The 21,893-nt window shown below is 53.1% G+C and carries 20 protein-coding genes and 1 other annotated feature; of the genes, 6 read left to right on the forward strand and 14 right to left on the reverse strand.

Annotated features, from left to right (window positions below; genetic code table 11):
• Nucleotides 1-23: 23 nt before the first annotated feature.
• The 4 genes from KE531_01680 to KE531_01695 form a co-directional block, all read right to left on the reverse strand.
• A complete protein-coding gene (locus tag KE531_01680) occupies nt 24-233 on the reverse strand; it encodes a hypothetical protein (GenBank protein MBR9952344.1) in 210 nt (69 codons plus the stop codon).
• Nucleotides 234-320: 87 nt separating this feature from the next.
• Nucleotides 321-535, reverse strand: a binding site (T-box leader).
• A 77-nt stretch (nt 536-612) separates the two neighbouring features.
• Nucleotides 613-1,425, reverse strand: coding sequence for a hypothetical protein (locus KE531_01685; GenBank protein ID MBR9952345.1), 813 nt, complete (start codon nt 1,423-1,425; stop codon nt 613-615).
• Nucleotides 1,422-2,645 carry a hypothetical protein gene (locus tag KE531_01690; protein MBR9952346.1) on the reverse strand — a complete coding sequence of 408 codons (1,224 nt, stop codon included), beginning with the start codon at nt 2,643-2,645 and terminating at the stop codon, nt 1,422-1,424. Before KE531_01690 ends, KE531_01685 begins: the two co-directional genes overlap by 4 nt.
• 12 nt (nt 2,646-2,657) lie before the next feature.
• A complete protein-coding gene (locus KE531_01695) occupies nt 2,658-6,230 on the reverse strand; it encodes a hypothetical protein (protein ID MBR9952347.1) in 3,573 nt (1,190 codons plus the stop codon).
• A gap of 289 nt (nt 6,231-6,519) precedes the next feature.
• Between KE531_01695 and KE531_01700 the strand changes: the two genes are divergently transcribed.
• The 3 genes from KE531_01700 to KE531_01710 all read left to right on the forward strand — a co-directional run bounded on the left by KE531_01700 (nt 6,520) and on the right by KE531_01710 (nt 7,875).
• Complete coding sequence (locus KE531_01700) at nt 6,520-7,041, forward strand: DUF4364 family protein (protein MBR9952348.1); 522 nt, start codon at nt 6,520-6,522, stop codon at nt 7,039-7,041.
• A 10-nt stretch (nt 7,042-7,051) separates the two neighbouring features.
• Nucleotides 7,052-7,240: a hypothetical protein gene (locus KE531_01705; protein MBR9952349.1), complete on the forward strand. Its 189-nt coding sequence runs from the start codon at nt 7,052-7,054 to the stop codon at nt 7,238-7,240.
• Between the two features lie 182 nt (nt 7,241-7,422).
• Nucleotides 7,423-7,875: a helix-turn-helix transcriptional regulator gene (locus KE531_01710; protein ID MBR9952350.1), complete on the forward strand. Its 453-nt coding sequence runs from the start codon at nt 7,423-7,425 to the stop codon at nt 7,873-7,875.
• 87 nt (nt 7,876-7,962) lie between these two features.
• Here the strand turns inward: KE531_01710 and KE531_01715 are convergent, their stop codons facing one another.
• The 7 genes from KE531_01715 to KE531_01745 all read right to left on the reverse strand — a co-directional run bounded on the left by KE531_01715 (nt 7,963) and on the right by KE531_01745 (nt 16,327).
• The gene (locus KE531_01715; GenBank protein ID MBR9952351.1) at nt 7,963-8,550 is read right to left on the reverse strand and encodes a YihA family ribosome biogenesis GTP-binding protein; all 588 of its coding nucleotides are present in this window, start codon (nt 8,548-8,550) and stop codon (nt 7,963-7,965) included.
• 68 nt (nt 8,551-8,618) lie between these two features.
• Nucleotides 8,619-10,934, reverse strand: coding sequence for an endopeptidase La (gene lon, locus KE531_01720; protein MBR9952352.1), 2,316 nt, complete (start codon nt 10,932-10,934; stop codon nt 8,619-8,621).
• A gap of 104 nt (nt 10,935-11,038) precedes the next feature.
• Nucleotides 11,039-12,337 (reverse strand): ATP-dependent Clp protease ATP-binding subunit ClpX, encoded by a 1,299-nt coding sequence (gene clpX / locus KE531_01725; protein ID MBR9952353.1) that lies wholly within the window; start codon nt 12,335-12,337, stop codon nt 11,039-11,041.
• Between the two features lie 32 nt (nt 12,338-12,369).
• On the reverse strand, nt 12,370-12,951 hold the full coding sequence (gene clpP / locus KE531_01730) for an ATP-dependent Clp endopeptidase proteolytic subunit ClpP (protein MBR9952354.1): 582 nt from the start codon (nt 12,949-12,951) through the stop codon (nt 12,370-12,372).
• Nucleotides 12,952-13,074: 123 nt separating this feature from the next.
• Nucleotides 13,075-14,364, reverse strand: coding sequence for a trigger factor (gene tig, locus KE531_01735; protein MBR9952355.1), 1,290 nt, complete (start codon nt 14,362-14,364; stop codon nt 13,075-13,077).
• Between the two features lie 131 nt (nt 14,365-14,495).
• The gene (locus tag KE531_01740; protein MBR9952356.1) at nt 14,496-15,044 is read right to left on the reverse strand and encodes a DJ-1/PfpI family protein; all 549 of its coding nucleotides are present in this window, start codon (nt 15,042-15,044) and stop codon (nt 14,496-14,498) included.
• A gap of 23 nt (nt 15,045-15,067) precedes the next feature.
• Nucleotides 15,068-16,327 (reverse strand): DUF975 family protein, encoded by a 1,260-nt coding sequence (locus KE531_01745; protein ID MBR9952357.1) that lies wholly within the window; start codon nt 16,325-16,327, stop codon nt 15,068-15,070.
• A 213-nt stretch (nt 16,328-16,540) separates the two neighbouring features.
• Here KE531_01745 and KE531_01750 point away from each other — a divergent pair, with 213 nt between their 5' ends.
• Nucleotides 16,541-16,993, forward strand: coding sequence for a CYTH domain-containing protein (locus KE531_01750; protein MBR9952358.1), 453 nt, complete (start codon nt 16,541-16,543; stop codon nt 16,991-16,993).
• 91 nt (nt 16,994-17,084) lie between these two features.
• Here the strand turns inward: KE531_01750 and groL are convergent, their stop codons facing one another.
• Complete coding sequence (gene groL, locus KE531_01755; protein ID MBR9952359.1) at nt 17,085-18,707, reverse strand: chaperonin GroEL; 1,623 nt, start codon at nt 18,705-18,707, stop codon at nt 17,085-17,087.
• A gap of 38 nt (nt 18,708-18,745) precedes the next feature.
• Nucleotides 18,746-19,030: a co-chaperone GroES gene (locus KE531_01760; GenBank protein ID MBR9952360.1), complete on the reverse strand. Its 285-nt coding sequence runs from the start codon at nt 19,028-19,030 to the stop codon at nt 18,746-18,748.
• A 320-nt stretch (nt 19,031-19,350) separates the two neighbouring features.
• On the opposite strand from KE531_01760, the gene KE531_01765 reads away from it, so the two are divergent.
• Both KE531_01765 and KE531_01770 read left to right on the forward strand, forming a co-directional pair.
• Nucleotides 19,351-19,704: a hypothetical protein gene (locus tag KE531_01765; GenBank protein ID MBR9952361.1), complete on the forward strand. Its 354-nt coding sequence runs from the start codon at nt 19,351-19,353 to the stop codon at nt 19,702-19,704.
• On the forward strand, nt 19,701-20,462 hold the full coding sequence (locus KE531_01770) for an IclR family transcriptional regulator (GenBank protein MBR9952362.1): 762 nt from the start codon (nt 19,701-19,703) through the stop codon (nt 20,460-20,462). Before KE531_01765 ends, KE531_01770 begins: the two co-directional genes overlap by 4 nt.
• Before the next feature lie 48 nt (nt 20,463-20,510).
• On the opposite strand, the gene KE531_01775 is transcribed toward KE531_01770, so the two are convergent.
• Nucleotides 20,511-21,893: an MATE family efflux transporter gene (locus tag KE531_01775; GenBank protein MBR9952363.1), complete on the reverse strand. Its 1,383-nt coding sequence runs from the start codon at nt 21,891-21,893 to the stop codon at nt 20,511-20,513.

The raw sequence follows: 21,893 nt of genomic DNA on the forward strand, positions 1-21,893 counted from the left end.
ATCTGCTTCTCCTTTATCTCTTCTTACATCTGTTTTCGTACGATCCGGTACTCGTCGTCCGGCTGATAATAAGGGCAGGAAAAATCTGTCCCGGAAAGGAAGGACGACATCTCGTCTTCATCCAGGTCCGCCTCGCAGACGTAATACTCGTACTCGTCGTCCCAGGCGTAAAACGTACAGCTCTCGCAGCTTGTGGCTTTTTTCCTTTCGGATGCTTTCTTTTGCACCCCCATGGCTTCCTGCACCTCCTTTCTGCCGGCGCACGCCGCAGTCCCCTCCGGCCTGCGGAATAGAAAAACGCCCTCTGCACATCAAAACATGCAAAGGGCGAAGCACCGCGTTACCACCTTCATTGCCGGAAATCCGGCATCTCATTCGTCTGTAACGGGACGGCCCGGGGACAGCTATTTTTATCGTTCACCATCCCGGCTCCGAAGCTACTTCCATCCGCTGCTCTCCGAGACTGCCTTTCAGCCGGTGGGCAGTCCTCTCTGTTGGCGCCGGGGGATGTACTCCTCTTCTTCATAGCCTGTACAAAATTGGTTTGTTCTTTATCATAACGGAAGGGAAAACGGTTGTCAAGAGCCGGATGAAAAATCTTTTTTCTTTCTTTTAAATCATCCGCCGGTACTCCACCTTCCATTTATTGAGAAGCTCCGTGGCGCCGGAAAGCCTCTTCACCGGGTCTTTCTCAAAAAGCTGGCCGATCTCCACGGCCGGCCGTTCCTTTTCGGCATTGGACTGGGCCTTCACCATTTCTTCCAGCCACTCTTCCTTTTCTGCCTCGCTCATGAGCGCCTCGTACCGCTCCTTCATCTCGATCTCCGGCTCCATTAACGTGAGGAAATACATCCGCTTCACATAGTCCTTATCCGCCTCCAGGCTGTACGCGCAGTCGTAGGCGTGCATGGCCTTCTGGTAGCAGAACAGCTTCGTGTAGCAGGCGGCGATGTTGTTCCAGATCCGGCTCATGAACCCGGCGGAAAGTGTTTTTTCGCTTCCCGTCTCCAGGATATTTTCATACATGGCCGCCGCCCGTCCGTAAAGCTTTAAGCCGTAAAAATAGTCGGCGCGCCGCTTTAAAAACTCCTCTGTCGGAAGCTTTCTTAAAACTGTCACCTCCTGGCGGTACCTGGTCTGTTCCTGGGGCGTGTAATAAAAGCACTCCTGAAGGATTAGGAATAAAAGCTCATCGGACATGCCGCGGCCCTCAATCCATTTTTCAATCCGCTCCGCAAGGAACGGAAGCCCAAGCTGGCTCCGCAAGAAGGCGGTCAGCCGTTCATTTATGAAATCCTCCATCACAAGCAGAGGATGGTTGTAGATCACATAGCAGAGCTCCTGGGACGACCAGATATGGATCCCCAGCTCCTCGATTTCATAGGGAACCGTCACCGGCTCCCTTCTGCAAAGCAATAGACTCATACCATCACCTCTTGCCGGATCGCCGCGTCCGTCTTCGGGAACAGCTCTCCAAAGCCCTTATCCGTCACCTTTACCACCATTGTCTTTTCATCTAAGAAGCCTGCCGTGATCTGGATTCTCGTCGTCCGCTCCGGCCGCTTCGGGAACCCATCCAGGGGCACCTTCACGATCCGCTTCTGCTTGGAGTCCTGGGGGCTTATGGTAAGCTCCAGCTCCCGCTCCCCGTCTAAAATCACTTCCAGGCTGCTTCTGGCCTCATACCAGCTTTCCCCTGCCGATGCGAGGGCCATGAGCACCTCGCCGTCCCGTTTTTGTACTTTTAAGGAAACCGTCGAACGGAGCTTTCCCTCACAGAGGCAGACGAAGGGGTAAGACGTCTTTTCATGGAGATAGTCCTCGGCCTTTAAGGCCGCTCCCTTTGCAAATAACGACGGCTCCACGAAAACGCGTCTCCTGTGGCAGACCTGCTTCATAAACTCCGGCGCCCAGTCTGTCCTGGCAAAGCCCTTTCCCGTCAGGAAAATGGACGAAAACAGCTTTTTCTGAAGGAACCGCTCGGCACAGGCGCAGAGGATTTTATCGGCCATCTTGGCCCCGGAACCAGTGTCCAGGACACTTAAATTAAAGCCCTCTTCTAACTCCTCGTGCTCGGCCCAGGCCGTCATCTGTCTCGGCCCGCGGGCCACCTTGAGCTCATAATACCGAAGATCCTCGTCCGATAAGGAAAACATCCCCACCTGGCCGCCCCAGACGTCCCGGCGCTGGCTTAACACATAGTAGACAAAGCACTCCGTATGGCTTGCGATATGGACGTTCTCCCGTGGGATTTTCAAGTAATCCGCACAGTACATTAACTCGTCCATCAGCCGCATTTCCATATTTTTTAAGGAAATCACAAGCTGTGCCACCGAAGAATCCGGGTACTCGGCCCGGATCATGTCCAGGATTTTTTCGAGAAATTTCTTTAAAAGGTCTGTCCCCGTGTATTTGACGGAGCAGATGGTGGCCGTGCCGTCCTTCATGGCAAGGCTCAAAAGCTTGTCGACAATGACGCCCTCTCCCACCAGGGTATAGCGGTAGGCGTCCTCGCCCACACACCACTCGTCGGCGCTCTTTTTCCGGCAGATCACCGTCGGAAGCATCCACGCCTCCTCGCGCCCCAGAACCGTGGCCTGGGTGTAGGTGTCGCACAAATCAATTCCGATTATCAGTTTTTCCATGCTGCTCGCCCCCTACTTAAGCGGAAACAGTTCTTCCACTGTCATGTTGTCCGTCACATATTTTGTCATGGCTTCCTTAAGCTTCGCATCCTCTTTCGTGCTGAGGAAAAGGCTCATGGAATTCAAACAGGAAAACCGGTTCCCCCGGTCTCCCGCCGGAACCTCTTTGCAGTCGATTTCGCCGCCGGCCTTTTTTACGAGTGCCCCATTCTCCTCTTCATAAATCTCATATTCCATGATTTCGCCCTCAAACAGGACTTTCTGGCGGATATAGATGCCCTTATAAACCATCCGCATTTCTTCCTCATGGAATTCTTCTTCATCCGGCAGAATCCGGATCTTTAAAACCGGCCGCACATCCTGGCTCCCGTGGTATTCGATGATTTCCTTGTCCAGTACGTCGCCGGAAAGCTCCGCATATTTGGAAAGCTTCTTAAAATACGCAAACAGCATGCCGTTTCCCGTGAGGATTTCCATGATCCGGCGGCAGAGCGCCTGCTGGTCGGGATCCAAAGACGGAAGCCCGGCGTAAAACTTGGAAAGTGCAAGAAGGTAGATCTCCGGCACTTTTCTGATCTCCTGGCTGGCATTCAACGCGCCCTCCAGATAGGAAAATACCTTATCGCCCGGCACGATGTCCTTTAAAAAGTAGTTGACGCTCTTAACGGTAAAGTACGCCTTCACGATGGCATCGGACGTCTTCTTCCTGCCGGCATAGAAATCAAACACCTGATCCAGATGCGTATCGCTCCCGGTAAAGAGAAGCTGCGCCAAAAGCCGTTCCTCCATGTCATACGTCTCCACATGCTCGCGGATGGCCTGGGTCAAAATCTTATACATCTGGCCGTTTGTCCCGTTAAAATGCTCGCAGAGATAGTCGAGAATTACGCTGTCGCCCTTTTCCTCGGAAAACACCCGAAAGGCCAGGTGCAAAAGCAGCTCGTCCTCGTCGAAAAGCTGGCGGAGGATCATCTTCGCGCAGAGCTTTAAAAGCCGCTTTGTCCGGATGCCCTCTTCGCCGAATTCCCGGATCATTTCATAGGCTTCCTCGAAATAATTCTGGCTGATTAAGGTCTCACAGACGCCGACACGCTCTTTTCTCGTGAGCTTTTTCTTATCGAGGCGCAGAAGATAGGTTCCGCCCTGTTCTGCCATGGCCTCGTCTTCGTTTTGCGTCTGATGTTTGTAATAGGCGATGATCTTTGTGAGCATCTGCTGCTGGCACAGCGGCCGCAGGGGCAGCTCATCCAGGGCCTTCTGGAGCACCAGCGCCTCATCGCCTGTGATCTCATCCTTTTTCAAGATTTCCTGGCAGGCCCGCATCCGGAGCATCGGATGCTCCGGGTACACCTCAAAGCAGCGCTCATAAAGCTCCGGTTCGTCAAGAACCGGCTCCTTTTTATAGGCCACATCCATATAGCGGTTGCCGTACATGTCCTGGAACAGGATGACGCTGTCGTCGAAAAACAGCGGCACATAGGCTGCACCGTGATTTAAGGGATAGGCGTCCTCGCCGGTCAGTCCGGCGCTTAAGACCACCACGTATTTCATGGAGCTGTCCTCGCAGGAAATCCGGTTGGCCTTTAAAATCCCCGGCAGCACCTTCGCCACCTGCACGTCGATGATGTCCTTATAAATCATGTGCTTGTAAATTACGGCCAGGCGGCTGTTGATCCTGGACTCGAAAAGCTGCTCCATGGCAAACTTCTCCATATCCCGCTCGTATGTCCGGTAAAGCTCGCTGTCCGGCTTTAAGTATGTCAGGATGTTTTTATAGAGGACGGAACGGCTGTGGCGGTCAAGCTGGCTGTGCTCGTAGGAAAAGTATAAAAGCACCTGCTTCGGCATCTGTTTTTCATAGTCCCGCGGAAGGGAGTACAGGAAATATTCGTAAAGCCGCGTGAGGCTGATTCCGGCCTCGATGCCCTTTTCATACCAGGAAAAGCATTCCTCCCTGCGGCAGTTTCCCTTGATTAACAGGCAGCAGACGGCCTCAAGAAGCTCTTTTTCCGGATATTTTTCATAAAGCATGGCCATGGCCCTGTAATACAGCCGGTGGAAAAATTTCGCCGCCGGCGCCAAGGACGCGTACTGCTTGGCCGTCTCCATGGCGACCATCCCATGCTTTGCCCCGTAAAACAGCACGTGGATCTCGAAGCCTTCCATGGCCTTTAAAAGCTCCGGCTCCCGCTCGAACATCCGGCAGGCCATGGCGTAGAGGAACGGGCTGTGGCAGCCCATCTTATAGTGGCGCTTTAAGCTGTCGTAGAGCGCGGCCCCATCGGCCATCCGCTCCGGCTCCAATTTAAGCTCCAAAAGGAACAGATAAAAATTCTCCCGCTCATCCTGGTGCCGGTGAAGGGCGGAAAGCAGCTCCTCCCGCGCCTCGTCCTGCGGGGAAAGGAGATATTCCAGGTACTTGAAGAAGAAATACCGCTCCTTTTGTTCCTCTCTCGTCTCCAAAATTTCTTCCCGCACGTCGGAAAGCAGCTCTGCCGCCTGTTCTTTCCTGTCAGAAAGGAGAAAATTTTCCGCCGTCAGGAGAGAAAGGAGCGCCGATTTCCCGTTTGCCCCGCGGATGGCATCCAGCTCCTTTTTGATACGGTTTAACGCCAGGGCATCCTCATAAAGGCCGCTCTCGTAGGAAATCCGCTCCTTTAAGTACCGGCAGATGCCGGCCCGGCTGATTTCGCTCTCCAGGACGGACTTTTCCCGCTCGCCGCCCATGGCCTCGACGCGGATCTTCGTGTCGCCGTGAACCGTCAAAAGGCGGATGGCGCCGAGATTTTTTCCCTTGTGGAGCCGCTCCGGATGGATTTTATAGCGCAGCTCAAACCGGTCATCCTCAAAATCGGCCTGGGTAATCACCTTTTTCGGAAGCTCGATGAAATCCCCGTCGGCCCGCACTTCAATATAGATATAACCCCAGGTGTTTTTCCGAAGAACCACCTTGTCGTTTACGGTTTCCGACGGCATCTCATAGGTTTTCTTTGCCGACGAAAGCGTCAGCTCGATGGGCTCTTTCACACCCAGTGCCAGGAAAAATTCTTCCAGGGCATTCTGCCTGTTCCCATGGCCCTTAAGCCCTTCATAGACAGCCCGCACATGCATGTCCCTAAGAAACGGTGCCTCAATAAAGTCCCGGTATTCCATGAGCCGCAGGGCCAGCTCCATGTCCTTTTTCGCCAGCTCCACAAAGTCTTCCACCGTGTCAAGCTGGTTTAAAACCTGAACGGAAGCCGTCATCTGCACATGGAAAAGGAAGGGGACTTCCAGCTCTCCCCCGTTTGTCACCAGATAGATGGAGCCCTTGATTTCGTCCCCGTTTTCACACCAGGAGGTGTCCACCTCGTAGGTAATGTGGTTTCTGAGGCCGCCGAAGGCGCTGTTTAAAATCCGCACCCTGGCGCTGTCCGAATAGGCCAGGCCCTTGATATAAAGATTGTTTTCGCTGGACAGGTACAGTTCTCTTTTGTATATGGTATTGCTGCCAAGCGTCTCCTCCACCATGAGCGGGGACAGGAAAAGCTTGGGAAGCTCTGCATCCACAATGCCTCTTGCCAGGCGGTTGATCCGTTCTCTCATAAGTAATCACCTTAATGTCTTCGTAGTAAAACCATCATACCACATTTTTCGAGCAAATACACTAAAATTTTGCAGGAGGTGACATTGGAAAAACGGGGATGGTAAAATTTTCCAAAAACGCCTGTTCCTGGTGTCCTGCCTCTCTTCCTCGGCAGCCGCCTCCCCTCTTGGGGACAGAAATCCGCAGCGCCTCTAAAAATCCGAAAAAAAGGTTGAATCCCGGCGGAAAAACCTGTAAAATGGAACTGCGGCACCGGCCGAGAAGTAGAATGTCAAAGGAGATGTATTTATGCTGTCGGATCCCATCACCTTATATAAGCTTATGATTCTTTATATGCTGGAGCATGTGAACTTTCCGCTCACAAACTCACAGCTTACGGATTTTTTCCTCGATCATGAATACACCACCTATTTTACCCTCCAGCAGGCCATCAACGACCTTCTCGAGGCCGGCCTGATCCGCAAGGAATCCATCCACAACACGTCCCGCTACGAGATCACCAAAGAGGGGGCCGATACCCTGTCCTTTTTCGGAAGCAATATCTCCTCGGCCATTGTGGAGGACATCGACAACTATCTGAAAGAAAACAAATTCCGTCTCCGCAGCGAGGTGGGGATCGTCTCCGACTTCTACAAATCCACGGCCCAGGACTACATCGTCCACTGCGAGGTACGCGAGGGAAAGGCCGTTTTAATCAACCTGGACGTCTCCGTCCCCGATAAAGAACAGGCCGAAATCATGTGCGGCCACTGGAAAGAGCGGAGCCAGGAAATCTATTCCTATGTGATGAAAACACTGATGAAATCCTAAGGAGGCGCTTATGGCATCGAAAAAATCGGAGCTCTCCGTTAAAATCCGGCGCATGAAACGGAAGCTGTTTTTCTTTAAGGTGAAGGTTTTCTCCCTTTTTGTTTTGTCGACGGTAATCTCCTGCCTGGCGTCGGCGATTGTGAAAGAGCTGATTAAGACGCGCGTGCGGGAGGCGGCGGAAGGCGGGGATATGACATGAATGTAAATAGGACATTTAAAGAGGCAGAGATGATCTGCCTTTTTTTATTTCATGTGAAGGTTTGAGACGAATTAACGCATCAAATCAAAGGAAACAAAACGGGCAGAAATGAAATGTTTCCTTGGTAGATTTTCTTCCGCATTTCCATTATAATTCTAACAAAAATGCAGGAGGCAATAGCAATGGGTTTGGGACGCAATCTTTATAATGCCCGCAAAAAAAGCGGGCTGTCACAGGAAGCAGTTGCTGAAAAATTGGGGGTTAGCAGACAGACGATTTCCAAATGTGAACTTGATGAGACTCTTCCAGACATTCGCCAATCAAAAAAATTGTCTAAACTCTACCATCTTACGCTGGATGAGCTGATAGACTTTGATATTGATCAAAAAGAAATTGAAGAAGCGATTGAAAACATTAGCGAGGAACAACAACGGAAAATCAACTGGACGAGTGTCTGGGGGAAAAAATATCCTGTCCTTACCACTTACCAGAAAATAGTCGCCGTTGATGATTATGCCGCTAAAATACAGGGACTGCTTGATAGTTTGAAAAAACGCTATGGCTACAATGATTTGGATGCTATGTTAGTGTTAAAGGATATTTTGGCTCATACATGGAACGGTAAAAATCAGTAAGGTCAGAGTATTTGGCACCCTTTTTTTCCGAACCAAAAAAGAGCTGCTGCTCCATAGCAAACGTCTATTTTGCAGCGGCTCTTTCCTTTAATCCCCGCATATCCCCTCAATATACTCCCATATCTCTTCCCTGCCCTGCTTCGACAGCGCAGAAAACGGGAACACCAGATCCTCTGTGGTAAGCCCGAGCCCGTCTCTTAAAAGCTTCACCTGCTTCTTCACCTGGCTGCGGTTAATTTTGTCAAGCTTCGTGGCGATGATGACCGGCCGGAAGCCCTGGCTCACGATCCACTCATACATGAGCTTGTCGTTGGCCGACGGCTCATGGCGGATGTCGAGAAGCAGGAAGACGCACCTTAACATCTTCGACTTGTGGAGATAATTTTCAATCATCTTCCCCCACTTCGCCTTCTCCGCCTGGGACACCTTCGCGTAGCCGTAACCCGGCAGATCCACGTAATAAAGCGCCTGGTTGATATTATAAAAGTTGATGGTCTGCGTCTTTCCCGGCTGTGCCGACGTCCGCGCCAGGGACTTCCGGTTCATTAACGCATTGATTAACGATGATTTCCCCACATTGGATTTTCCGGCAAAAGCAATCTCCGGCAGCGTATTCTCCGGCAGCTTGCTGGTAACGCCGCAGACGGTCTCCAGCTCCACATGTTTAATAATCATGGCATTTCCTTTCTATCCCCGTCCGGCAGGCGGGGAAATGCTCCCGACGCCTGCCGGACGGATCCGTTCTATTCTGCTAACGCCGCAGCCAGCACGTCATCCATGGTTTTCACATAGACAATCTCCAGGCCTTTCGTGATCTCCTTCGAGAGCTCCGCAATGTCCGGCCGGTTCTTATCCGGGACGAGGACGGTCTTCATATGGGCCATCTTCGCCGCCAGCGTCTTTTCCTTGAGGCCGCCAATGGGCAGCACGCGCCCGCGGAGCGTAATCTCCCCGGTCATGGCGACGCTTGCCTTCACCTTTTTCCCAATAATCGCCGACAGCATGGCCGTCGCCATGGTGATGCCGGCCGACGGGCCGTCCTTGGGAACGGCGCCCTCCGGGATATGAAGGTGGATGTCATGGGTGTCGAAATAGTCCTTTGCGATGTCATAGGACTCGCTGACTGAGCGTACATACGTTAAAGCGATTTGAGCCGACTCCTTCATGACGTCTCCCATCTGGCCCGTCATCTGGAGCTTTCCGCTTCCCGGCATCACATTGACCTCGATCTGGAGCGTATCGCCGCCGACGCTTGTCCATGCAAGGCCGCGGACGATGCCCACTTCGTCCTCCTCGTTGGCATCCTCGAAGGTAATCTTTTCCTTCCCCAGGTATTTCTCCAGGTTCGCTTCGGTCACACGGATGGATTCCCTCTTATTTTCCAGGAATTCCCTGGCCGCCTTCCGGCAGATCTCCCCGATCCGGCGTTCCAGGTTCCGGACGCCTGCCTCTCTGGTGTAGTTGTGGATAATCTTTTCCAGGGCCTTGTCGCTGATGACAAGCTGTTCCTCCGTAAGGCCGTTTCGCTCCAGCTGCTTCGTGACGAGATAATTCCTTGCGATATGGAACTTCTCATTTTCCGTATAGCTGGAAACCTCGATGACCTCCATACGGTCAAGAAGCGGCCCCGGGATCGTCTGGGTCGTGTTGGCCGTGGCGATAAACAGCACATTGGAAAGGTCAATGGGGATTTCCACATAGTGATCGCGGAACTTCATGTTCTGCTCCCCGTCAAGAACCTCCAAAAGGGCAGACGACGTATCGCCCTTATAGTCGTTTGAAACCTTGTCCACCTCGTCAAGAAGCATTAACGGGTTCGCCACGCCGGCCTGCCTGAGCCCCTCGGCAATCCGGCCCGGCATGGAGCCCACATACGTCTTCCTGTGGCCGCGGATCTCCGCCTCGTCGCGGACGCCGCCCAGGCTGATGCGGACATATTTCTTATTCAGCGCCCTGGCAACCGACCTGGCGATGGACGTCTTTCCCGTTCCCGGCGGCCCCACGAGGCAGAGGATCGGGCTTGTCCCCTTCTTCGTGAGCACGCGGACAGCCAGATATTCCAACACCCGTTCCTTCACCTTTTCCAAGCCGTAATGGTCTTCCTCCAGGATCTCCTTCGCGTGTGTGATGTCCTGGTTGTCCTTGGACACCTTTTTCCACGGCAGCTCCAGCACGGTCTCGATGTATGTACGCAGCACATTGGCCTCCTGGCTCCCGCCCGGCATAATCTTAAACCGCATGATCTCCTTCTTGATCTTTTCCTTCGTCTCCTTGTCGGCCTTTAAAGCTTCAAGCTGCTTTAAATACTCGTCGGCGTCGGAGCCGGTGTAGTCCTCGCCCAGCTCCTCCTGGATGACCTTCAATTCCTCCCTCAGGATATAATCCTTCTGGTTCTTGTCAATGTTGGCCTTTACCTTCGCCTGGTATTCCCTCTTGATGCGGATGATCTCGATTTCCCTCATCAGATAGTAAACGACCCGCTCATAGAGATAGCTGATGTTCCCGCACTCCAAAAGCTCCTGCCTGACCTGATAATCCCAGGGGAACACGCTGGCCGTCTGAAGAAGCAGCTCCTCCAGGCCGTTGATGGCAAGAAGCCCGCCAAGGAACTCCTTTGCCGCCTGGGGATTGGCGTTTCCGTACTCCTCAAGCTTCTCCTTCACGACGCGGGCCATGGCCTCACAGATGGTATCTCCAAGGTTTTCCTTATCAAGCGGCGCTTCTGCCGCCTCAGCCACCAGCGCCGGCTCCTCCTCGGTCAGGTTCAAAAGCTCTGCCCTTAAAAGCCCCTCGACCATCACGCGGATAACGCCGCCCGGCATCTTCACAAGCTGCTTGATCTGTGCAATCGTGCCGATCTGGAACAGGCCGGCAATGTCCGGTTCCTCTTCCTCCATATGCCGCTGCGTCACGAGGAACACCTTCTGCTCCCCAACCATGGCTTTCTCCACGGCACTCACGGATCTGTCCCTGCTGATATCAAAATGCTGGATCATGCCTGGAAGCACCGTAAGCCCGCGCAGCGCAATGGCCGGCAATGTAATCACTTTATTCTCCATGCTTTCTCCTCTTTCGATTCTCCCGGCGGGCATTCCGGGAAACGCCTGCGCCCTCACATGCTGCAAAAGGGGCTGCTGTAACCTTCGCAGCAGCCCCTCACCTCTCAGGCGCTTTCGCCCTTGCTGTCCTTCCTGGAACGGCCAAGAAACGCCTTCCTCGGAACAGCCACATCCCGGTACACGATTTCCGGAGTCCCTTTTCCTTCCACCGCGTCCTTCGTAACCGTACAGATTCCCACATTGGAATCCGACGGGATTTCATACATCATATCCATCATCACCGATTCCATGATGGCCCTTAAGCCCCTGGCTCCGGTTTTCCGCTCCACCGCCATATGGGCAATGGCACGGACGGCTTCCTGTGTGAACTCCAGCTTCACGTCCTCGATCTCAAACAGCTTCTGGTACTGCTTGACGAGGGCATTCTTCGGCTCCGACAAAATCTTTACCAGCGCCTCTTCATCGAGAAGCTCTAAGGAAACCACCACAGGCACACGGCCGATAAACTCCGGAATCAGACCGAATTTCGTCAGATCCTCCGGCATTACCTGCTTTAAAAGCTTGCTGATATCAGAATGCTTTTTGTCAATGATCTCCGCATTGAAGCCAATGGAACCAGTTTCCAGCCTGGATTCCACGATCCGCTCCAGGCCGTCGAAAGCGCCGCCGCAGATAAACAGGATATTCGTCGTATCAATGGGGATCAGCTCCTGCTGCGGATGCTTTCTCCCACCCTGGGGCGGGACGTTCGCAACGGTTCCCTCCAGGATCTTAAGAAGGGCCTGCTGGACGCCCTCTCCGGAAACATCCCTCGTGATGGAGACGTTCTCGGACTTTTTCGTGATCTTGTCGATCTCGTCGATATAGATGATGCCGTACTCCGCACGGCTCACATCATTGTCTGCCGCCTGGATCAGCTTTAAGAGGATGTTCTCCACATCCTCGCCCACGTAGCCCGCCTCCGTAAGCGTCGTCGCATCGGCGATGGCAAACGGCACGTTTAAAAGCTTCGCAAGCGTCTGTGCAAGATACGTCTTTCCGGAACCTGTCGGCCCGAGCATTAAAATGTTGCTCTTTTGAAGCTCGATCTCATTGTCCCGCTTCGACGTAATTCTCTTATAATGATTGTACACGGCCACCGACAGGACTTTTTTTGCTTCCTCCTGTCCGATAACGTATTCGTCAAGAAACTCCTTGATCTCCTTCGGCTTTAAAAGATTGATGCCGGAAAAATCGGGAGCCTCTTCCTCTTCGCCGAGCTCCTCCTCCAGGATCTCCCCGCAGAGCTCGATGCACTCGTCACAGATAAAAACATTGCCCGTTCCCGCGATCATTTTCCTGACCTGGTCCTGGGTCTTTCCGCAGAAGGAACACCGGATCTTTTCCTCTGGCCTGACTGGCATAGCTGCACCTCGATTCTGAATCTATTGGCCGATCAATGGCCGGTTATCACGCGGTCGATCAGCCCATACTTTACAGCCTCCTGGGCCGTCATATAATTGTCTCTCTCCGTATCCCGCTCAATGACCTCAAGCGGCTGCCCTGTGTTGGCTGCCAGGATTTCATTGAGCTTTCTCTTCGTCTTTAAAATCTGCTCTGCCACAATGTTGATGTCCGTGGCCTGGCCCTGGGCGCCGCCGGAGGGCTGATGGATCATGATTTCCGCATTTGGGAGCGCAAACCGTTTTCCCTTCGTTCCGCCTGCCAAAAGGAATGCACCCATGCTGGCTGCCATGCCGATGCAGATGGTGGACACGTCGCACTTGATATAGTTCATCGTGTCGTAAATTGCCATTCCGGACGTCACAACGCCGCCCGGGCTGTTGATATAAAGGTTGATGTCCTTATTTGGATCCTCAGACTCCAAAAACAGAAGCTGCGCCACCACAAGGCTGGCGGTCACTTCGTTGACCTCCTCGCCGAGGAAAATAATCCGCTCCTTGAGAAGTCTGGAATAGATGTCATAAGAGCGCTCGCCTCTGCTGGTCTGTTCAATGACATAAGGTACTAAACTCATCGTCCTGCCTCCCGTCTTTCCTACACTTGATTGGGGATTGCCGCAAAATTTCCAATCGCAGCAACCCCCTTGCTTTTCTCATCTGTTCATTTCAAACGAAGGCTTTGCAGAAAGGGCCGGTTCTTAGTCTACCAGCTTCGCCTCTGCTACCAGGAAGTCGATGGCCTCCTGAACGGCCAGGTCTTCCTTCATCTGAGCAATCTGCTCCTCGCCGAGCATGTTCTTCACCTGCTCTGCCTCCATCTTGTAAGCGTCTGCCATCTTCTTGATCTGCTCTTCTACCGCATCGTCGCTGGCCTGGATGTTCTCAGCCTTTACGACTGCCTCAAGAACGAGTCTCGTCTCGATTCTCTTTACGGCCTGCGGCTTCATCTGCTCGCCGATCTTCTCGACGGTCAGTCCTGTGTACTCCAGATACTGCTTGAAGGAAAGGCCCTGGCTCTCGAGCCGGCGCGCATAGTCGTTCACCATGGCGTTTACCTGCTCCTCAACCATCTGATCCGGGATCTCCATGGAAGCGTTCTCCACAACCTTGTCGACAACGCGGTTCTCGTTCTCGGTCGCGGCTGCTCTCTGCTTCTCCTTGGAAAGTTTTTCCCTTAAATCCTTCTTATATTCCTCAAGCGTATCGAAATCGGAAACTTCGCTTGCAAACTCATCGTTTACTTCCGGAAGCTCCTTTCTCTGGATCTCCTTGATCGTTACTTTAAATACGGCCGGCTTGCCCTTTAAGTCTTCTACATGGTAGTTCTCCGGGAAGGTCACGTTTACTTCGCACTCCTCGCCGGTCTTCTTTCCGATGAGCTGCTCCTCAAAGGTGTCGATGAACGTATGGGAACCGATCACAAGCGGGTAATCCTCAGACTTGCCGCCGTCGAATCTCTTTCCGTCCACATAGCCGTCGAAGTCGATGGTTACATGATCCTTATCCTCAACGCCTCTGTCCTCAACAGTAATCAGGCGGGAATTTTTCTCGCGGACACTGTTGATTTCGCTCTCGATATCCTCATCCAGGACGTCTGCCTTCACTCTCTGAACCTCAACGCCCTTGTACTCGCCGAGGGTTACTTCCGGCTTAACAGCAACGACTGCGCTGTAAACAACCGGCTTTCCGTCTTCCAGCTCATCGACGCTGATGGACGGACGGGAAACGATCTCAAGACCGCTCTCCTCTGCTGCCTTCGGATATGTGGCATCAATCACTTCATTGACCGCGTCCTCGTAGAATACACCGACGCCGTACATTTTCTTAATCATTTCAAACGGCGCTTTTCCCTTGCGGAAGCCCGGGATGTTGAATCTTCCCTTGTTCTTCTTGTATGCGTTCTGGATTGCAGCCGCAAACTGCTCTGCCGGCACCTCCACCGTAAGCTTTGCCGTATTCTTCTCTAATTTTTCCACCTGTAAACTCATTGTATGGGTTCCTCCTTAAATATATCTGTATCGGACATGCCTGCATATCCGTGCAAATTCGTAACAACCATTCGGCAAGGCGTTACACTTCAATTTAGCATTATATCATAAGGGCCGCGGAAATACCAGCACTATTTTTCGTACTGGATCTTCTTTTTCAGCTCTGCTGCGGTCTCTTCGCCGCATAAAAGCCGTGTAAGCTCCAGCCCCATGTCGAGGGACCAGCCCATGCCGCGCCCGGTTGTAAGGAGGCGGTCGGTGACGACGCCGTCCCCGCGGCAGTCAGCCCCCTTCATCTCCCCTTCAAACCCTGGGAAGCAGGTGGCCCGGTGGCCGTCTGCCAGCCCGAGAGCTCCTAAGACGCTGGGCGCCGCGCAGATGGCTGCCAGGCGCTTCCCGGCTGCCGCGTGGGCCTTTAACATTTCCGCAAGCCCCTCATGGGCCTTTAAGTTCTCCGTACCCTTTAATCCGCCCGGAAGGAACAGCACATCGGCATCGTCCGAAATCTCCTCAAACAGGCAGTCGGCTTCTATCTTAAAGCCATGGGAACCCACGATCTCCTTCCTGCCCATGATGGAGACCAGCTTCGTGTCCACGCCGGCTCTCCGCAGAATATCGCAGACAGCCAGGCACTCCACTTCCTCCATGCCGTCTGCCGTAAATGCATATACCTTTGCCATATCGGTCTCCTTTCTGCCGTTCCTTAATGCTTTTCGTCGTCGCTGTAAGGATGGAATTCCCCGTTCAGGTAATAGCCGTTCCCAGGGCCGCCCTCGGACCGCTTCACGTCGGAATCATACGGGCTTTCACTTCCCGTCTCCACTGTGCCTGCGCCGTAAGCGCCGCCGTTATCACTCTGGTTCCAGCCGCCCTGATCGTAGTTTCCGCTGCCGGTTCCGCTCTGGTTCCAGCTTCCCTGATTATAATTTCCACCGTCGGTTCCACTCTGTCCCCAGCTTCCCTGGCCATAATTACCGCCGTCGGTTCCATTCTGATTCCAGTTTCCCTGACCGTAGCTTCCGCCGTAATTTCCGCCCTGGTTCCAGTTTCCCTGGTTCCAGCCGCCCTGGGCATCATGCACGCTCTCCGGATTCACATAGCTTCCATAGGAATCTCCGCCCACCGGAACCACATCCGGCACGCCAAAGCCGGCCAGACGTCCGTTGTGGGGCCGTCTCAGTACGGCATAGAGCTCCGCAAACGTGGCATCAATATACGGCGCAACGAAAAAGGTTCCTACAAAGCATGCGATAATTCCCAGTAAAATCCATCCGATAAACGAAAGCTCCAGGATCCAGGTATTGAGCTTGTGCCCATTCATCATCTCCTTGGAAAGCCTAAGCACCTCCATCGGCTTCATCTCCGGGTTCTCCGACAGGATATAGGGCACCATGTAATAAGAGTAAGACAGGTAGATGCCTGGAATCACGCATAAAATATAGCCCAGGCCAATAAACAGGCTCCTTAAAAACATCGTCAGCACAATATTCAGGTAGTGGTGACGGAATCCCCAGAACAGCTTCCCGAAGCCGGCCGAATACCCGAGCCCGCGGCTCTCCATATAAAACCGGTTCCGGCCTACCTCCATGACGGGGATTACAAAAATCGCCAGCACGATGCTGATAATCACAAGCACAATCAGCACGCCGGTCATGACCCCAAGGGCAATCCTTGCGATGCTTGCCGCCGAAGTTCCGCCTCCGCCCGGCAGCGTCACCATGCCCGACGGCAGCTTATCGACTGCGTCCGGCACAATATCGAGATTTCCCTCAAAAAGGGATTCCGGAAGTACCTCATTGTAATAGGAACTGTCTGTTCCATACGTGTCATTGCTGCCGGAGCTTTCGCTCCCGCCTCCAAAAGCACTTACAAGGCTGAAGACAAGGCTCACAAGAAACGCCATCCAGTAATATTTTTTGAGATTCGCCTTTGCCCTCTCTTTCAGTTCTGCTCTCGTCCACATATGCTTTCCTCCTTGTATTCATTGATATCCCTAGCATACCATACTTTTCCGGCTCATGTTCTTACATTTTTCTTATGAAATGATACGAGTACCATACTATGCAGTATTGCCGGAAAAATCCGGGACAAAAGCCTGCTCTTTACATTTTATGGCCGCCCATGCTAAAATGATCGCGTCAGACAACCCAGACAATTCTGCGAAAGGAGAATTCCCATGGAAATTGAACGGAAATTCCTTGTAAAGACACTGCCGGACGGCTATGAACGCTGCCCCTTCCACCATATTGAACAGGCATACCTCTGCACCGACCCGGTTGTCCGCGTGCGGAAAGAGGACGATTCCTATTACCTGACCTACAAATCCAAAGGACTTCTCGCCAGGGAAGAATACAATCTTCCGCTGACCGAAGCGTCCTACGCCCATCTGCTCTCCAAAGCAGACGGAAATGTCCTCACAAAAACCAGGTACCTGCTCCCCTGCCCCGGCCATGAACATTTAACCATCGAGCTGGACGTATTCCAGGGGAAATTTGACGGCCTGATCCTGGCCGAGGTGGAATTTGAAACCGAAGACGAAGCCCGTGCCTTCACGCCGCCGGAGTGGTTCGGCGAGGACGTGACCTTCTCCGGCAAGTACCAGAACAGCCGCCTCTCCCGCCTGCCATAAGGACGCGCCCCATGCAGCTTTACCTGAAAGGGCCACCGGCAATGCCGATGGCCCTGTTTTTACGCTCAAATGTTTTTTGCGCGCCGGACGATTACATCATTCCGCCCATTCCGCCGCCTGCCGGCATAGCCGGTGTCTCTTCCTTGATGTTGGCAACGGCAGATTCCGTTGTCAGCAGCGTGGAAGCAACGCTGGTAGCGTTCTGAAGTGCGCTTCTTGTAACCTTGGCCGGATCCAGGATGCCAGCCTCGATCATGTCCACATACTCTTCCTTGTATGCGTCAAAGCCCATGCCTGTCTTCAGCTCTTTTACCTTATTGACAATAACGGAGCCCTCTAAGCCTGCGTTTGCTACGATGTGGTAAAGCGGAGCTTCCAGAGCCTTTAAGATGATGTTTCCGCCGGTCTTCTCGTCGCCTTCCATCTCGGCAACAACCTTGGCAACCTGCTCTGCTGCGTGAACGTATGCAGAACCGCCGCCTGCGATGATGCCCTCTTCAACGGCAGCCTTCGTAGCTGCAAGAGCGTCCTCCATACGAAGCTTTGCTTCCTTCATCTCGGTCTCGGTCGCTGCGCCTACGCGGATTACAGCTACGCCGCCGGACAGCTTCGCAAGTCTCTCCTGTAATTTCTCTCTGTCGAAATCAGAAGTCGTCTCCTCGATCTGAGCCTTGATCTGGGCGATGCGGTCGGAGATTTCCTTCTTGTCGCCAAGACCGTCAACGATGATCGTGTTCTCCTTCTGAACCTTTACGGATTTCGCACGGCCAAGCTGATCCATGGTAGCGTCCTTGAGGTCAAGGCCAAGCTCCTCGGAGATCACGGTGCCGCCCGTTAAGATTGCGATATCCTTAAGCATTTCTTTTCTTCTGTCGCCATAGCCCGGAGCCTTGACGCCGACTACGCTGAAGGTGCCTCTTAACTTGTTGACGATTAAGGTCGTAAGAGCCTCGCCCTCGATGTCCTCAGCGATGATTAAAAGCTTTGCGCCGGTCTTTACGATCTGCTCAAGAACCGGAAGCAGGTCGTTGATGTTGGCGATCTTCTTATCGGTAATCAGGATGTACGGATCATCCAGATCAGCTTCCATCTTCTCCATATCGGTGCACATATAAGCGGAGATGTAGCCTCTGTCGAACTGCATGCCCTCTACGAGATCCAGCTCGGTCTTCATGGTCTTGGACTCCTCGATGGTGATAACGCCGTCGTTGGATACCTTCTCCATAGCGTCAGCCACAAGCTCGCCGACCTCGTCGCTGGAAGCGGAGATGGCTGCAACTCTTGCGATCTGTGCCTTGCCGCTGATCGGCTGGCTCATCTCGGCGATGGCCTTAACAGCCTCGTCCGTAGCCTTCTTCATGCCCCTGCGGAGAACAATCGGGTTTGCGCCTGCTGCCAGGTTCTTCATTCCCTCGTTGATCATTGCCTGTGCAAGAACCGTAGCCGTCGTGGTACCGTCGCCGGCAACGTCGTTGGTCTTCGTGGCAACTTCCTTTACGAGCTGTGCGCCCATGTTCTCGAACGCATCCTCAAGCTCGATCTCCTTTGCAATCGTAACGCCGTCGTTTGTGATTAACGGAGCGCCGAAGGACTTGTCAAGAACGACGTTGCGTCCTTTCGGTCCAAGAGTCACGCGAACCGTATCTGCAAGTTTATTTACGCCGGTCTCAAGAGCTTTTCTGGCGTCTACTCCGTATTTGATTTCCTTAGCCATGATTCATTCCTCCAATTTATAACAAAAATAATGATGTATTATTCGATCACTGCCAGAATATCATTCTGCTTTACAATGATGTACTCATCTTCGTCGATCTTAACTTCGGTTCCGGAATATTTCGAGAAGATAACCTTATCTCCTGCCTTTACCTGCATCGTAACTTCCTTGCCGTCCACGATTCCGCCCGGGCCTACTGCGATTACTTCTGCCTGCTGCGGTTTTTCCTTAGCCTGACCCGGAAGAACGATACCGGATTTCGTCGTCTCCTCTGCCACCAACTGTTTTAATACAACCTTGTCAAATAATGGTACTAATTTCATTACTGACTCCTCCTTGTCAAATCTGTTTTCTGCTTTTCATAAACGGAAAGTCCGGAGCATAATCCCTGCTCCCTGTCACATGTAATGTTATAGCACTCATCATTAGCACTGTCAAGCACTGAGTGCTAATTTTTTAAACTTTTTTACTTTATTTATAATTATCCCTTTTCTTTTCACAACATTTGGATTATGATTATATCATATATGGCTGCGCGGCAGTCACAAGCAGCCTCCGGCAGGTTCCGGACGCGGCTCTTTTTCATCAGAAACAGGAGCTGTTCCGTCCGCAGGCCGATACCGGACTGAAAGGAGAAGTGGTTATGTCAAAGAAAAAAACTGGTTTGTTCATCGCGCTCGGCGCTGCACTCGGTGCCGCCGCTGCATGTATCTCCTACTATCTGAGATATAAATCCTTTAACGACGAGCTGGACAAGGATTTCCATGACTACGAGGAGGAAGACGGCCTGGAGGAAGACGCCAAAGCCCAGAAGAAAGAAACGGCTGAACGGAACTATATCACCATTGATTCCGCCAAAGGCCGGACACAGGAAGAAGACGGGGAAAAAGAAGCCCCCGCTGTCTCCGAGGATGAAACGGAATGTCAGGAGCCGGAGGAAAAGGGAAGCTCCTCTGACGTGACCGTGGAAGAAGACACGGACGGGGAACCGGCATGATCCAGAGCCTTCTGCGTTCCATGGAGCTTCTCGAGGTTTTAAAGGAACAGAATCGGAACTTTTCCATCGCAGAGCTGTCGGAATCCATGAATCTGCCGCCGAGCACGATCCACCGGATTCTCCAGACCTTCTGCGAAAAAAAATATGTGATCCGCGACGACCGCTCCCATACCTACCGGCTGGGGCCGGCCTTAATCCCCCTTGGGAAAGCCGCGGCCAGGGGAATCCGTCTCCAGGATGCGGCACATCCTGTATTAAAATCCTTATCCTGCCGCACGAAAGAGGATTCCTATCTGGTGATTCCTGTGGAAAACAAGGGGCTTGTGATTGAAAAGGTGGACGGCCCCCATCATCTGCGGGTCGTGGAAGAATTTGGCTATGAGATGTATCTCCACTGCGGCGCCATCCGGAAAGTGCTTCTGGCCTATCAGACGCCCATGTTCATCAACGAGTACATCAAAACCATCATAGAGCGGGATCACGCGTTTCCCCAGGTGAGCCCTGACAAGCTCCGGAAAGAGTTAGGCACCATCCGAAGCTCGGGCTATGCCATCACCTACGGGGAATATGTAAACGACGCCGTCGGCATCGGCGCCCCTGTTTTCAACGCAGAGGGTATGCTGGCCGGCTCCATCGGGATCATCGCCCCCACCTCACGCGTAGAGGGCGAGGCCCATTTAAAGGCCCTGCGGGAGACCGTCATGCAGTCGGCCGCAGGACTGTCGGCTGACCTGGGCTATGCCCCGCAGCAGCTTTAAAACAGACAATCGGACAGCGGAAATCTTTCCCTGCCCGATTGTCTGTTTTTAAATTTCTTCCGTTAAATTCCTAAGCCACTTCTTCTGCCGGTACCGCCAGTACCCGAGCACGGCCTTATAGACCTCCTCTAACATCACCAGCGCGTAGACAATATGGATTGGGAAATGGAACCACAGCCCGCCGAGGAAGGCCAGGGGGATCCCGATAAACCAGACGCCGCTGGTGTCCAAAAACAGGCACATCTTCGTGTCGCCGCCGCTTCGCAAAACGCCGACCACGTTGACGTAGTTGAACATCTTCGCCGGCATGTAGAGGACGAACACCATGATGCAGAGGGAGGCAGACGCCGCCACCTCCGGCGTGATCCGGTAAATCGAGAGGATCGGCCCGCGGATTGCCGTGCAGACCGCCATTCCAAAGAGCGTCACAAGGAACTGGAGCACAAAGAAATGGGTCGCGTACTTTTCCGCCCTCTTTAAATTCCCGGCGCCCAGCTCGTGACCCAAAATCACGGCCGTCGCGGCGCTTAAGCCCTGGAACAGCACCACCACGATGTCCTGGATGGTCGTGGCAATGGTGATGGCCGCCACCGCGTCGTCCCCCATCCGCCCGTAAGCCAGCGAATACATGGTGACGCCGAGCCCCCACATGAACTCGTTGGCGATGACCGGCGCGCAGGTGGAAAGAAACTGACGCAGAAAAGCCCCCGAATATCCCACCATCTCCCGGAGCCTGCATGCTATCGGGAATTTCTTTATGTACACCACAAGGAGCATCACCGTCGTCTCCGTGATCCTGGCGATCAACGTCGCAAGAGCCGCTCCTGCTGCGCCCATGCCGAAGCCGAAAACAGCAAATTCATGGCCGGCAATGACCATGGTGCGCTCCGGGAAAATCAGCAGGAAATTAAAGCAGATGTTAATCACAATCGCCAGACAGCTCGTAAAGACAGGGAGCTTCACCTGTCCCACAGCCCTAAGCATCGCCACATAGACGTTGGTAAACGCCGTGAACGGATAGGAAAGGGCCGCTATGATGAGATAAGACGCGCCCACGCGGATCGTATCGGGGCTCACGGTAAAAATCCGCATCACAAGCTCCGGCTTTAAAACGGCCGGAATCAAAAAGCAGAACGCGCTTCCCAGGGCCAGAACGATTGCAAGCCCCAAAACCTTTCTTATGTTTTTCACATCCCGGTTTCCCCAATACTGCGCCGCCAAGATCCCGCTCCCGCTGACAATTCCAAACACCAGAAGCGAAAATACGAAAAACACCTTGTTTGCAAGGCCGACGGCAGCGATGGCCGTGGCGCCCAGGGTTCCGATCATCATCGTATCCACCAGGTTTACCACCGTATTGAGCATTCCCTGCATGGCAACCGGCAGGGCCATCCGCACGGCCTTACTAAGGAACACCCTGTCCCCCGCCAT

The organism is Eubacteriaceae bacterium Marseille-Q4139 (genome assembly GCA_018223415.1).
GTDB lineage: Bacteria > Bacillota > Clostridia > Lachnospirales > Lachnospiraceae > CABSIM01.

What these genes read in the sequence shown, in the direction of transcription:
- KE531_01685 (MBR9952345.1), bottom strand. Translation starts at nt 1,425, where the DNA reads ATGAGTCTATTGCTTTGCAGAAGGGAGCCGGTGACGGTTCCCTATGAA.
- KE531_01745 (MBR9952357.1), bottom strand. Translation starts at nt 16,327, where the DNA reads ATGTGGACGAGAGCAGAACTGAAAGAGAGGGCAAAGGCGAATCTCAAA.
- KE531_01680 (MBR9952344.1), bottom strand. Translation starts at nt 233, where the DNA reads ATGGGGGTGCAAAAGAAAGCATCCGAAAGGAAAAAAGCCACAAGCTGC.
- KE531_01710 (MBR9952350.1), top strand. Translation starts at nt 7,423, where the DNA reads ATGGGTTTGGGACGCAATCTTTATAATGCCCGCAAAAAAAGCGGGCTG.
- lon (MBR9952352.1), bottom strand. Translation starts at nt 10,934, where the DNA reads ATGGAGAATAAAGTGATTACATTGCCGGCCATTGCGCTGCGCGGGCTT.
- KE531_01690 (MBR9952346.1), bottom strand. Translation starts at nt 2,645, where the DNA reads ATGGAAAAACTGATAATCGGAATTGATTTGTGCGACACCTACACCCAG.
- KE531_01740 (MBR9952356.1), bottom strand. Translation starts at nt 15,044, where the DNA reads ATGGCAAAGGTATATGCATTTACGGCAGACGGCATGGAGGAAGTGGAG.
- tig (MBR9952355.1), bottom strand. Translation starts at nt 14,364, where the DNA reads ATGAGTTTACAGGTGGAAAAATTAGAGAAGAATACGGCAAAGCTTACG.
- KE531_01750 (MBR9952358.1), top strand. Translation starts at nt 16,541, where the DNA reads ATGGAAATTGAACGGAAATTCCTTGTAAAGACACTGCCGGACGGCTAT.
- KE531_01705 (MBR9952349.1), top strand. Translation starts at nt 7,052, where the DNA reads ATGGCATCGAAAAAATCGGAGCTCTCCGTTAAAATCCGGCGCATGAAA.
- clpP (MBR9952354.1), bottom strand. Translation starts at nt 12,951, where the DNA reads ATGAGTTTAGTACCTTATGTCATTGAACAGACCAGCAGAGGCGAGCGC.
- KE531_01765 (MBR9952361.1), top strand. Translation starts at nt 19,351, where the DNA reads ATGTCAAAGAAAAAAACTGGTTTGTTCATCGCGCTCGGCGCTGCACTC.
- KE531_01715 (MBR9952351.1), bottom strand. Translation starts at nt 8,550, where the DNA reads ATGATTATTAAACATGTGGAGCTGGAGACCGTCTGCGGCGTTACCAGC.
- KE531_01770 (MBR9952362.1), top strand. Translation starts at nt 19,701, where the DNA reads ATGATCCAGAGCCTTCTGCGTTCCATGGAGCTTCTCGAGGTTTTAAAG.
- KE531_01700 (MBR9952348.1), top strand. Translation starts at nt 6,520, where the DNA reads ATGCTGTCGGATCCCATCACCTTATATAAGCTTATGATTCTTTATATG.
- KE531_01775 (MBR9952363.1), bottom strand. Translation starts at nt 21,893, where the DNA reads ATGGCGGGGGACAGGGTGTTCCTTAGTAAGGCCGTGCGGATGGCCCTG.
- KE531_01760 (MBR9952360.1), bottom strand. Translation starts at nt 19,030, where the DNA reads ATGAAATTAGTACCATTATTTGACAAGGTTGTATTAAAACAGTTGGTG.
- groL (MBR9952359.1), bottom strand. Translation starts at nt 18,707, where the DNA reads ATGGCTAAGGAAATCAAATACGGAGTAGACGCCAGAAAAGCTCTTGAG.
- KE531_01695 (MBR9952347.1), bottom strand. Translation starts at nt 6,230, where the DNA reads ATGAGAGAACGGATCAACCGCCTGGCAAGAGGCATTGTGGATGCAGAG.
- clpX (MBR9952353.1), bottom strand. Translation starts at nt 12,337, where the DNA reads ATGCCAGTCAGGCCAGAGGAAAAGATCCGGTGTTCCTTCTGCGGAAAG.